Raw genomic sequence first — 12,259 nt, 5'->3', positions numbered from 1 at the left:
TATGCACAGGCGCTTTATGACAATTACCGCAGCACATACGCATTTTTCGCTTCCCTTGGCAGCAGCTGAAAAACGGCCACCGCTTGTGGCCGATGACCTTGAACCGTCGTTGACGCCCCAGCGTCCCAGCCAGAATTTGCCATTACCCAACAGTCCTGTCTTCTCACTGGGCCATTTGGGCGGGGCATTATCCTGGCCAAATCCCTTGAGTGCAGACGAGCAGCGGCGCTTGCGCCTTGCGACGATGAATTACGCACACCCTTTGGGCGACCAACCGCTGGTGATGCAAACCAAGGGTGGCGTACTGGAGTTTCTGCGGTATCGCCAGCCGCTGCCGGCAGAAGTGGGGAGCGACCCGGCCAAAATACTCGAAGCGCTGGTCAATTCCCCGCAAGGGCAACGGATGGGCAACGCGCTGCAGCAAACAATGCAGGGCATTGACAGCGAAAGCAGCGCGAGCGATTACCTACTGGCCGCTATCGCACTGCAGATGGACCCTGAGTCGATCACCGCACCCGATTGCAACAGCGTCGCTGGGTTTGATCTGGGCGGTGACACGCATGGGGGACACGACGCAGCCACGGTGGTGGCTGGCTTGGCCGAACATTTGAGTCGTACTGGCAAAACCAGTGCTGCACTGGCAAGTGTCGGCGCGTACCTGTTGCTGGCCAAGTCGGCGCCGCAGTTTCTGATCAAAGACATTCCTGCGACGGTGAAAGTCGGCAGCCAGGCATGGGCCAGCCTGGCGATTGCTGCGATGACGATTGAGGCGCAGACGCCGGGCAAAGTCCCCGGCATGACGTTTGCCCAGGTCATGAGCGAGGCGCAAGAAGCACGGCGGGTTGACCCAGGAGTTACCCAAGCGGCAGAGACGGTGGCATTGCTGGACTGGGCCGTGGCCAGTGGCGTTCTCACAAAAAGACAGAATGGCGACTATCCACCCGCGCAACTTGAATCGGCAAGGGCCGCATTCAACGCCCAGCTGGACACCCGGCTCACTGCCTCCCATGCACTGGATAAGGCATTGCCCACGCGAAAAGAGATCGCCCTGACCAAGCTCAAGGAGCGATTTGGCGACCTTGGCGCGTTTTTCGAGGAGAAAGTATTTGCTGTCGATCAGCACTACGTGAAGATTGAAGGGGGAGGTATTTCGCTCTTGGATGTCGCCATGGACGACTGGCTGGAGTCCCGGCCTTTCAAGGCGCACGAACCCAGCAGCTCACTCAAGGGCAACGACCTGCAAAGGGTACTAACGAGTTTGAACGCCAATCGGCAATTTGGCGTGCCGGCAGAATTCGAACGGCAGTTCAGCCGTGCAATGGAGGAAAAAAAGGCCGCCGTCAATACAACGGTCAGGCACATGATCTCGCAACTGCCCTTACAGGATCGCAAGCATTTCGAGTTTGGAAAGGTCAGTTTTTTCCAGGAAGGCTCATACGTCATGGATGGGCATTTCAATAATACGTATGCTCAAAATGAACCAGGGCTGCTGGTCAAGACCGAGCTGCAAGGCACGTCGCACGCCTACGTCATCGACTTCAATAAAGGCACGATTGAAAAAACGAGCCTTTACAGTACAAAGGTTAAGGAAGACAGGGATGGCAACAAGGTTTCGACGACCAAAGTATTCACGCCCAGCCATAAAGCCGATGATCTGGGACGTGAGCGACCGCTGAATAACGCGCCTTGGGATAGCTTTACCAGCGCTCGATCCCATGGGATTGCCACGGCGTTTGTCGAACACTTGGACCTCGACGATCCCGCTATCAAACAGCAGGTCCGTGGGCAAACCGCCTTGGACAAGGCGAACGCACAGCTGAGCGAGTTTTTGTTGAACCTGATCCCGTTCAGGTCCGCCATTGTCAATTTTCAGAACGGGCAGTATGGCGCGGGTGCTTTTGACCTCTTGCTGGATGTATTCGGTTTTCTTACCGCCGGCACCGCCACCGCAGGAAAGTTGCTCAAGGTCGGCCGTTCTGCGTTGTCTGCCGGGGCCAAGGCATTGCGGGCGGTCAAGGTCATCGGCGTGGCGGCCATTGACGTACTCAACCCCGTCGGCGGGGTGGGCGATTTGCCCAGGTTGGTGGGTAGCGCTGGTCTCTATGTATTGTCCAAAGGCGTCAAGGCCGTCAACAAGCTCAGGGGCGCCACCGGCAGTTATGACGTGTTGAAGGCGATCAGCAAACAGTACGAGGCCGCCGCAACCGGCACCGTGAAGGTGGCAGGCCAGACGGTGGAGGGGGCCGCGGTGCTCAAGGGTGGCAAGTGGTATGCATTCGATGCCGACGCGATGCGGCCTTATGGCGGCCCGCTCGATGAGTTCAAGGCCGCAACCCAGGCTGTCGACGGTGAGGTGGACACTGCGAGCTTCGATGGGCCAAGTGAGCTGAGCCATGAGCTGTTCGGGCACTTCAAAGTGCCTGAATCCAAAATCGCAGGGCTCACACGCAACAGCCAGGGCGTATATGTGGCAGCCGATGGGCACTCCTCGCACATACGCCATACCGACAGCAACGGTGACACAGCGGTGTATGAGGTGCGCCAGGTGTCGCGCACGGAAGACGGCACCGTGCAGGCCCGGGTTTATCACAACAACCGGCAAACCGAGTTGTTGGTCCAGCATGTACAGGGCGACGAATGGCAACGCCTGGGGGCACCCGGCGGCGGGCAGATCACTGCTGAGCACTTGAAGGCCTGGGAGGCCTTGTCGCCGCAGGAGCAGATAAGGCTGACCCGAAAGGGCTTTGCCAAGCAGAATAAACTCACACAGAAAACCTTTGAGTTTTTCGTAAAGCCAGACGGTCAGTTAACCGATAGCGGCGTGCTCGTGCGTGATCGCCCTGCCAACGCATTCACCGCAAAGGTGACCGAAACGCATGTGCGTGAGTGGAAAAACATGACCCAGGCGCAGCGTGACGAAATGACCCAGGAGGGGTTTGCTGTTCTTCATAACCTTCGGCCGGGTACGTTCAAAACGTATGCGCGCAAGGACGGTACCCTGATGACCCGCGGGGAAACGCTGATCAACTCCTCTGTTCCCACCAAAAGTAACCAGATTACCGATGATCATTTACGCCAGTGGGATGAGCTTTTCAGGCAACCAGGCAACTCATTGACGTCAGCGCAGTTCGTGAGCCAGCACGGGCTCAGCCAACGTAGCTGGGCGCAGTACGTCAACGCGGACGGCTCGTTGAAGGGGGCGGGCGCGCAGCGTCTGGAACGCGCACTGCAAAGCGCCGCACGGGCGTCCGCTGTTCAGGCCCAGACCCCCATGGCCGATCATTTGCGCGCTTGGCAGGCGTTATCATTGGAGCAGCAGCAAAGCCTTACCCCCGCAGGCTTCGCCCGGCAGCAACATCTGCACCCGAAAGTGTTCAATCGCTATGTAAAACCAGATGGTCAGTTGACCGCTATCGGCGTGGCGGTGCGCGACCGTGCACCCAATACGCCATTTTATACCGTGACTGAAACCCATATCCGTGATTGGCAAGACATGCCACAGACGGAGCGTGACGAAATGACGCTCGAGGGGTTTGCCGAGCTTTATCACGTTAATCCAGGCTCGTTCAAAACCCATGTGCGGCGAGACGGTACATTGGGGCCGGTCGGTAGAGAACTGATGGACAGGGTGGTCGGTATTGCCCCTAACAAGATTACCGACGACCACCTTCGCCAGTGGAAAGCCTATTTCGAGGACCCGAATAATGCGATCACGCAAGCGCAGTTCACAAGCGAGAACGGGCTCCATCCAGCCACTTGGAGAGACTGGGTCAACGCTGATGGTTCCTTGAAAAAGACCGCCAGCGAACGCCTTGAGCGCGCCGCACTGGGTCCGGTCACCCATGTTCCCAGGGCGCGCATGGAGTTGATCACGGCTGGGCATTTGCGCGAGTGGGAGGCGTTGCCGCCCGCGCAGCAACGAAGCCTTACACGCAGGGGCTTTGCTCGCCAGAAACATCTATCCCCGAGAACCTTTGAGTATTACGTGCAGCCTGACGGCAAACTGAGCCCTGCCGGTGTGACGGTGCGCGACCGCTCTGCCAACATGGCGGCGGGCAGGGTGACCGAAACGCATATCGATAGGTGGCAAAAGCTGACGCAGCAGGCGCGTGAGACCATGACCATGGAGGGGTTCGCCGTTCAGCATAACCTGAGTGTGCATTCGTTCAGAGCGTATGTCCGTCCTGATGGTGGCCTGTCGGCGGCCGGCGAAGCCCTGATGAAGAATGTAACCGATGGCGCCTATCGCAGGATTACCGGTGACCTTTTGCGCCAGTGGCAAGCGCTTGCCGAGAGCGCAGACAACTCCGTCACGCAGGCGCAGTTTGTGCAACAGCACAGGCTTAGTCCAGACCTCTGGAGTAAGTACGTGAGAGCGGACGGCTCGTTTACAGCGAACGCCTCGCAACGTCTGGGACGGTTACAGCAAGGCACTGGGCCGCGCCCCGTTCCTGGGCAATCGGTTACGGATAGTCCACGAAAACGCCCCGCATCAGAGCCCTTGGACCCGCCACCATCAAAGGTCGGCGCCGGCACAACGCAAGGCCTGGAGGCCCCAGCCCCCGCTTCGACAGTCCCGCCCGTGGTGATCAAGGTTGAACCTAGCGATTTCCCGACATTGCCTCGTCATCAGATCGACAACACGCTGCCGATTCTGCAGGACCCGGTGAACCCCAGAATCAGCTTGACCCAATCACTCGAAGGCCCGATCGATGACATCCGCATCTCCCACTGGAATGGCGTGCTCGATGGGCTTGATAGCCCGACTAAGGCGAGGGTTTCAGCACAGATCAAGGCGTCGATCAAAGACTGGCTGCGCACCGAAGGCCAGCATCAGACCCGATTTGACGATGCCCTGGAGGTGGTCACGCCGTTGGACGATGGGGGGCCGGCTCGCGGTGCTTCGGTATGGGCGCGGCGCGATATCCCCCAATTTGAAGTGCTTGGCCCTTATGCAGGCAAATACCATGCAGACGAAGCGTCACTGTTCGAGGAGCAGCGCAAGCAAGGTTCGCGGGCTGTAATGACTTACCTGTTCGGTACGCGCTCGGGTACCCGGACGGTGAGCGGCCTGCACACTGGCAACACCCTGAGCCTGATCAATACCTCGCAACTGGGCGAGGGGCCTGCGTGGATGTCCAACAATGTCGTGTCCATCGCGGTCGGGAAAAACCTGACGTTCTATGTGGCGCTAAAGGACATCAAGAGAGGCGAGGAGCTACTGCTGGACTATGGACCGTTCTATAAGCCGGTGCCTGATATAGCGATCAAGCCGGACCCTGATCGCTGAGTTCAAGCGCTGGGCGAAGGGGCAAGACAAATGATGCCGGGCAGTGGGCGCCATTTGACTGTGCCCCATTGACGATCAATTGCGTCCTCAAGATGGCAACATGAACGCCTCTCAGGTTACTGTTCCTCTGTGTAACGGATTCACCGGCCTTGCACCCCGGCTTACCAAGGTCACCGAATGGATAAATACACCCCCCACACCTGGCAACCCCACGAGCGGCCGAGCCTGCCTGGCTCGCCGTCGACGCCGCTGCATCCTACGCGTAAGCGCTGGCTTTTCGCGCTGGTCGGCGTGCTGGTGGCAATCACCGGCGGCTTGGGTAACGCCCTGGTCATCGCCAACCTGCAATACCTGCAAGGCGCCCTGGGCGCGACCACCGCGGAAATGGCCTGGCTGCCCGCCGCCTATGTAATGACCAACGTGTGCATGAACCTGCTGCTGGTAAAGTTTCGCCAACAGTTCGGCCTGCGCGCGTTTACCGAGGTGTTCCTGGTGCTCTACGCGCTGGTGACCTTCGGCCACTTGTTCGTCAATGACCTCAGTTCGGCGATTGCGGTACGGGCCGCCCATGGCATGGTGGGTGCGGCGCTGAGTTCGTTGGGCTTGTACTACATGATCCAGGCCTTCCCGGCCAAGTGGCGTTTGAAAGCTTTGGTGTTGGGGCTGGGTACCGCGCAGTTGGCGCTGCCCCTGGCGCGGCTGTTTTCCGAAGACTTGCTGCAAATCGCTGAATGGCGCGGGCTGTATTTGTTCGAACTGGGCCTGGCGCTGATCTGCCTGGGCTGCGTGTTCCTGCTCAAGCTGCCGCCGGGCGATCGCTTCAAGACCTTTGAAAAACTCGACTTCCTCACCTTCGCCATCCTCGCCAGCGGCGTGGCGTTGCTCTGTGCGGTGCTGTCCCTTGGGCGCATCGATTGGTGGCTGGAAGCGCCGTGGATCGGCGTGGCCTCCGCCTGTTCCCTGGTGCTGATCATGGCGGGGCTCGCCATCGAGCATAACCGCAGCAACCCGATGCTGATGACGCGCTGGCTGGGCAGCGGCGTGATGATCCGCCTGGCGTTGGCGGTGGTGCTGATTCGCATGGTGCTGTCCGAGCAATCCACCGGTGCGGTGGGGTTCATGCAGATGTTGAACATGAGCTACCAGCAGATGCACACCCTGTACGTGGTGATGCTGGCCGGGGCGATTGCCGGGCTGGTGGTCAGCGCGCTGACGATCAACCCGGCGCATTTGCTGATGCCGCTGATCATTTCCCTGGCGCTGATGGCGACAGGTTCGGTGATGGACAGTTTTTCCAGCAACCTGACCCGCCCGCAGAACCTCTATATCAGCCAGTTCCTGCTAGGCTTCGGCGGTACGTTCTTCCTGGGGCCGACCATGGTGCTGGGCACCAAAAACGTACTGACCAACCCGCGCAACCTGGTGAGCTTCTCGGTGATGTTCGGAATCTGCCAGAACCTTGGCGGCCTGATCGGTGCGGCGTTGCTGGGCACTTTCCAGATCGTGCGCGAGAAGTACCATTCGAGCATGATCGTCGAGCACCTGACCCTGATTGACCCGCTTGTGGCGGCGCGGGTGCAGAGTGGTGGGGCGGCCTATGGCAAGATCGTCGCTGACCCGGAACTGCGTAACCTCATGGGCATCCGCAGCCTGGCCACGGCGGCCACCCGCGAGGCGAACGTCATGGCTTACAACGATGTCTTCATGCTGATCGCGATTATCGCGATCCTGACCATGCTGTGGATCTTCACCCGCAGTCTGTGGTTGATGAGCACCACCAAGGCAATTCCTCCTGTTCAACCCAGCGGCGCAACTTCATGACTGAACCTTCAACCACCACCACGACCGCCATCGCCGCCACGCCGGAAGGCAGCACGCCCCCGGGCGCAGTGCCTACCCAATTGCGGCCCTTGCGCGTGCGCATCATCTCGTCCCTGGGCTTTGCCGCCATCGCCATCATCGGTGTGCTGATCGTGCTGTACGCCTGGCAACTGCCGCCGTTCAGCAGTGCGGTGGAAACCACCGAGAACGCTTTGGTGCGTGGGCAGGTGACGATTATCGGCCCGCAGCTCAGCGGCTATGTGTTCGAAGTGCCGGTGCAGGACTTCCAGTACGTCAAGACCGGCGACCTGCTGGTGCGCCTGGATGACCGTATCTACAAGCAACGCCTCGACCAGGCCCTGGCGCAACTGGCGGTGCAGAAGGCCTCGTTGGCCAACGTGGTGCAGCAACGCAACAGCGCCGAAGCGACCATCAAGCTGCGCCAGGCCGCGCTGGTCGACAGTCAGGCCCAGGCACGCAAGAGCACTGCGGATTTGCGCCGCAATGAAGAACTGATCAGTGACGGTTCGGTGTCCAAACGCGAACTGGACGTGACCCGTGCGGCCAACGCACAGACCATCGCTGCCGTGGCCCAGGCCCAGGCCAGCCTGGAAATCGCCCGCCAGGATTTGCAGACGGTAATCGTCAACCGCGGCTCCCTGGAGGCAGCTGTCGCGAGTGCCGAGGCGGCGGTGGAGTTGGCGCGCATTGACCTGTCCAATACACGCATCACGGCGCCACGGGATGGTCAGCTCGGGCAGATCGGCGTGCGCCTCGGCGCCTACGTCAATTCCGGCGCGCAACTGATGGCGCTGGTGCCCAAGCAGTTGTGGGTGATTGCCAATATGAAAGAAACCCAGATGGACAATGTGCAGGTCGGCCAGCCGGTGACGTTCACCGTGGATGCGCTGAACCACCGCAAATTCCATGGCACGGTGCAGCATATTTCCCCGGCCACCGGTTCCGAGTTCAGCCTGTTGCAGGCGGACAACGCCACCGGCAACTTCGTCAAGATCGCCCAGCGGGTGCCGGTGCGCATCATCGTGGACCCGGACCAGGCCGAGAGTGAGCGCTTGCGGCCGGGGTTGTCGGTGGTGGTGAGTATCGATACGGCAGGGCGCCTGAAAAACAGCCCACCCTGACGTTGACGCATCCTCTGACTGTAGGAGCGAGCTTGCTCGCGAAAAACGTCAACAATAACGCGTGTTTTCTGAATGAACGCGGCGCCTGTGAGTTTTTCGCGAGCAAGCTCGCTCCTACAGTTCAGGCATTTGGAGTGCATTTCAGGTTGAATGCCAGGTGGGTTGACTGGCCTTGCTCCAGCAGCTTAAGGCCAGGCTTGCCCGCCAGGTGATGGGCATTCACCGGATGGCTCACCGGCTCGATGCAGAAAAACTCCAACCCCGGCGGGCAGTACAGCAGGAAGTAATCGGCGCCGCTGGCCTGGCATTCGAGGCAGTAGCCAAGCTCCGGTTGTTCGATCACGCAGTGCCCATCCCAGCCGCAAAAGCCGTTGTCCACCAGCCCCTCTGGCAATCCTTTGAGTTGCCGGAAATCCCAGGCTTCGGTAACAGGTTCCAGCCTCGTGGGCAGCTTGGCTGCATCACTCATCCACACTTGCCTAGCCTTGGCCTGCAGCCGCGTACCCGGCCGGCGCGGCAAGTACGGATGCAAGCCCAGCCCATGCCAGGCGGGTTGCTCGGCCAAGTGAGTTACACACAATTGGATATTCAACTCACCGTTGTTCAAGCGAAACCGCTGGCGGGCGTGATAGGCGAAGGGCGTTTCGCAGCGCAGCTCCAACACCACTTCATGTTCTGACTGGCTTGTCACCTGCCATGCCTGCTGCCAGGCCGAACCGTGAATCGGAAACGGGTCAGTGAGGCTATTGGGTGCCAGTGCCAGCCAGCCATCGGGGTTGTCGAAGCCGCCGTGGGCGATGCGGTTGGACCAGGGCGCTAATGGATAGCAGCCCAGCTTGCCCGGCAGCCCGGTATTGATCGCGTGCTCGTCGCTGTGCCGCAATAGCGGTTGCCCGGTGTCGCGTACCGTCCAGTTGACGAGGCTGCCGCCGATGGCGGGGGCGAGCACCAGATGGGTGAATTGATCTGTAAGCTCAATCACGATTGACCTGCCTAGTGAAGTCAAAACAAACACTGAGGATTCAACTGTGGGAGCTGGCTTGCCTGGCGATAGCGGTGTATCAGTCATGAATGCGTTGACTGACAGATCGCTATCGCAGGCAAGCCAGCTCCCACATTGGTTTGCCTTTACAGCACCAAGTGGGGCAACCACAGCGACAACGCCGGAACGTAGGTCACCGCAATCAGCACCAAGAACAACACCGCATAAAACGGCAGCAGGGCCTTTACGGTTTTCTCGATACTGGTCTTGCCCACCGCCGCGCCGACGAACAGCACCGCGCCCACCGGCGGGGTAATCAGGCCGATACCCAGGTTCACCAGCATGATCATGCCGAAGTGGACCGGGTCGACGCCGATGCCCAGGATCACCGGCATCAGGATAGGCGTGAGGATCAGAATCAGCGGCGCCATGTCCATCACCGTGCCGAGCAACAACAGCATGACGTTGATGCACATCAGGATCACGTAGCGGTTGTCCGACAGGGTCAGGAACAGCGTGGTGATCTTCGCCGGGATCTGCATCAGGGTCATGATGTAGCCGAAGCTGGCGGCGAAAGCGATCAGGATCATCACGATGGAAATGGTGCGCACCGTGCGATGCATCAGCTTGGGCAGCTCGCGCCATTTGTAGTCGCGGTAGATGAACATGGTCACGAAGAATGCCCACAACACCGCAATCGCCGCCGACTCGGTGGCGGTGAAGATGCCCGAGAGGATGCCGCCCAGGATGATCACCATGGCCATCAAGCCCCAGAGCGCATCGGCGGCGATCTTCAGCGCCTGCTTCAAGGGGATGACTTCGCCTTTGGGGTAGTCGCGCTTTTTCGCGAAGATCAGGCAGAGCACCATCAGGCACGCGCTCATTAACAGGCCCGGCACCACACCGGCCATGAACAGCGAGGCGATGGAGACGGTGCCGCCTGCCGCCAGGGAGTACAGCACCGAGTTATGGCTGGGCGGCGTCAGCAGCGCCTGCACCGAACCGCTGACGGTCACGGCGGTGGCGAATTCGCGCGGATAACCCCGCCGTTCCATTTCCGGAATCAGCACCGAACCGACCGAGGCGGTATCGGCCACGGATGAGCCGGAAATCGCGCCAAAAAACGTCGAAGCCATGATGTTGACCAGGGACAACCCGCCACGCACAAAGCCCACCAGCACCCCGGCAAAGGCCACCAGGCGCCGCGACATACCGCCCTCGGCCATGATCGCCCCGGCCAGCACGAAGAACGGAATCGCCATCAGCGAAAACTTGTTCACCCCACCGGCAATCTGAATCATCAGGGCCTGGAACGGGATATCGATCCACCACGCGCCAATCAGCGCCGACAGCCCCAATGCATAGGCCACCGGCATGCCGATCAGAATCAATACAACAAAGCTGCCCAAGAGAATCAATGCGTCCATATCAGGCGGCCCCTTCGTTTTCTTCAACCAGGTCGAAACGCACCACCTTGCGGTTGCTCTGATCACCGAGCAGCAGCTTTTCGACCACGAACACCAGGGTCAGCACGCCGCCAATGGGGATCGGCATATAGGTGATGCCCACGCGCAGGGTAGGGATGGCGCTCATGAATTGGTTCCAGGTGGACAGGCACAGCTTGGTGCCCCAAATCGTCATGAACACGCAGATGGTGCCCATCAGCAGTTGCGAGAGGATGCCGACGAGGCGGCGTTGGGCAGGCGGCAAGCGGTCAGTGATCATCGCTACCGACATGTGCGCACCGGCACGATAACTGGCAGCGGCGCCGATAAAGGTGAACACCAGCATCAGCAGGATGGCGGTGGGCTCCGGCCAGCTGGAACCGGTGCCGAGGGCGTAGCGGGTGAAGATACCCCAGGGAATGATCAAGGCGACCCCCAGGACGGAAAGACCGGCTACCCAGATGCAGGTCATGTAAAGGCGGTCATTGAAGCGCAGCAGTAAAGTCTTCATGGCGTTCACCGTGACCGGGCGCGTCGATGCCGACCGCGCCGGGCCTTATGCAGGGGCAGGGGAGGTTATTGAACCGCGTCGATGCGCTTGATCATGTCCGCATACGGCGCACCGTATTTGGCACGCACCGCCGCAGTGGCCTCATAGAAGGGCTTTTTGTCGACAGTGATGAACTCCACGCCGGCCTTCTTGAGTTTCTCTTCACTGCTGGCGGACTTGGCGTCCCAGAGCACGCGCTCATCAGCCTGGGCGGCCTTGGCGGCGGCCTTGACCATGTCCTGCTGGGCGGGGTCGAGCTTGTTCCAGGTGATTTTCGACATCACGATGGGTTCAGGCAGGATCAGGTGTTCGGTGAGGGTGTAGTACTTGGCGTTCTGGAAGTGGTTGTGTTCCAGCAAGGTCGGCGGGTTGTTTTCCGCGCCGTCGATGACCCCGGTCTGCAGGGCGCTGAAGATCTCGCCGGTGTCCATGGCAATGCCGTTGGCGCCCATGGCGTTGAAGGCTTCGATGAAAATCGGGTTGCCTTGCACGCGGATCTTCATGCCCTTGAGGTCTTCGATCTTGCGCACCGGTTTCTTGGTATAGAGATTGCGCGTGCCGCCATCCATCCAGGCCAGGGCCACCAGGCCGAACTCGGAGTTGGTGATCTTGGCGAGGATCTCGTCGCCAATCTCGCCATCGATGACCTTGCGCATATGCGCCTGGTCGCGGAATACGAACGGCAGGTTGAACACGTTCACGTCCGGCACCACCGGGCCGACGATGCCGAGGCTGACGCGGGTCATTTGCACGGCGCCGACCTGGGCCTGTTCGACCACTTCCTTCTCGGAGCCCAGCACACCGCCGGGGAAATACTTGAAGGTCAGCTCGCCGTTGCTCGCCTTGGTCAGGGCCTTGCCCATGTTTTCTTCTGCGACAACGGTGGGGTAGCCAGCGGGGTGGATGTCGGCGAACTTGATTTCCAGCGCGTGGGCTGCGCTGCTGAGGGTGAAGATTGCAGCGGCGAGCAAGGTGCGTTTGAAGTCCATGGAAGTCACTCCTGTCTTGTTATTGTTGTATTCAAGGCAC

At 60.0% G+C, this 12,259-nt stretch carries 7 protein-coding genes; 3 read left to right on the top strand and 4 right to left on the bottom strand.

Translation table 11 applies throughout. The features are described from left to right. The first annotated feature begins 16 nt into the window (after positions 1–16). From ACP7CZ_RS01805 to ACP7CZ_RS01795, 3 genes are all read left to right on the top strand, one after another. Positions 17–5,290: an SET domain-containing protein-lysine N-methyltransferase gene (locus ACP7CZ_RS01805; protein WP_294195997.1), complete on the top strand. Its 5,274-nt coding sequence runs from the start codon at positions 17–19 to the stop codon at positions 5,288–5,290. Positions 5,291–5,467: 177 nt separating this feature from the next. Further along, a complete protein-coding gene (locus tag ACP7CZ_RS01800) occupies positions 5,468–7,111 on the top strand; it encodes an MFS transporter (protein ID WP_034127966.1) in 1,644 nt (547 codons plus the stop codon). Further along, positions 7,108–8,253, top strand: coding sequence for an HlyD family secretion protein (locus ACP7CZ_RS01795; protein ID WP_054917397.1), 1,146 nt, complete (start codon positions 7,108–7,110; stop codon positions 8,251–8,253). The genes ACP7CZ_RS01800 and ACP7CZ_RS01795 overlap by 4 nt, the downstream gene beginning before the upstream one ends. 121 nt (positions 8,254–8,374) lie before the next feature. Here the strand turns inward: ACP7CZ_RS01795 and ACP7CZ_RS01790 are convergent, their stop codons facing one another. The 4 genes from ACP7CZ_RS01790 to ACP7CZ_RS01775 form a co-directional block, all read right to left on the bottom strand. Beyond that, positions 8,375–9,235 carry an aldose 1-epimerase gene (locus ACP7CZ_RS01790; RefSeq protein ID WP_294196002.1) on the bottom strand — a complete coding sequence of 287 codons (861 nt, stop codon included), beginning with the start codon at positions 9,233–9,235 and terminating at the stop codon, positions 8,375–8,377. Between the two features lie 146 nt (positions 9,236–9,381). After that, entirely contained in the window at positions 9,382–10,662 is a 1,281-nt protein-coding gene (locus ACP7CZ_RS01785) for a TRAP transporter large permease (RefSeq protein ID WP_032903436.1), read from the bottom strand. A gap of 1 nt (position 10,663) precedes the next feature. Further along, positions 10,664–11,191, bottom strand: coding sequence for a TRAP transporter small permease (locus ACP7CZ_RS01780; RefSeq protein WP_127880747.1), 528 nt, complete (start codon positions 11,189–11,191; stop codon positions 10,664–10,666). A 65-nt stretch (positions 11,192–11,256) separates the two neighbouring features. After that, positions 11,257–12,219: a TRAP transporter substrate-binding protein gene (locus tag ACP7CZ_RS01775; RefSeq protein WP_003192291.1), complete on the bottom strand. Its 963-nt coding sequence runs from the start codon at positions 12,217–12,219 to the stop codon at positions 11,257–11,259. Positions 12,220–12,259 lie beyond the last annotated feature (40 nt).

It is taken from the genome of Pseudomonas sp. DWP2-2 (assembly GCF_049897065.1).
GTDB classification, from domain to species: Bacteria; Pseudomonadota; Gammaproteobacteria; order Pseudomonadales; family Pseudomonadaceae; genus Aquipseudomonas; species Aquipseudomonas paracarnis.
This window is presented reverse-complemented; position numbering and strand designations above follow the sequence as displayed.

Bases quoted from the DNA above. Each gene is read 5' to 3' on its own strand.
- ACP7CZ_RS01805 (WP_294195997.1), top strand. From the start codon at position 17: ATGACAATTACCGCAGCACATACGCATTTTTCGCTTCCCTTGGCAGCA.
- ACP7CZ_RS01800 (WP_034127966.1), top strand. From the start codon at position 5,468: ATGGATAAATACACCCCCCACACCTGGCAACCCCACGAGCGGCCGAGC.
- ACP7CZ_RS01795 (WP_054917397.1), top strand. From the start codon at position 7,108: ATGACTGAACCTTCAACCACCACCACGACCGCCATCGCCGCCACGCCG.
- ACP7CZ_RS01785 (WP_032903436.1), bottom strand. From the start codon at position 10,662: ATGGACGCATTGATTCTCTTGGGCAGCTTTGTTGTATTGATTCTGATC.
- ACP7CZ_RS01780 (WP_127880747.1), bottom strand. From the start codon at position 11,191: ATGAAGACTTTACTGCTGCGCTTCAATGACCGCCTTTACATGACCTGC.
- ACP7CZ_RS01775 (WP_003192291.1), bottom strand. From the start codon at position 12,219: ATGGACTTCAAACGCACCTTGCTCGCCGCTGCAATCTTCACCCTCAGC.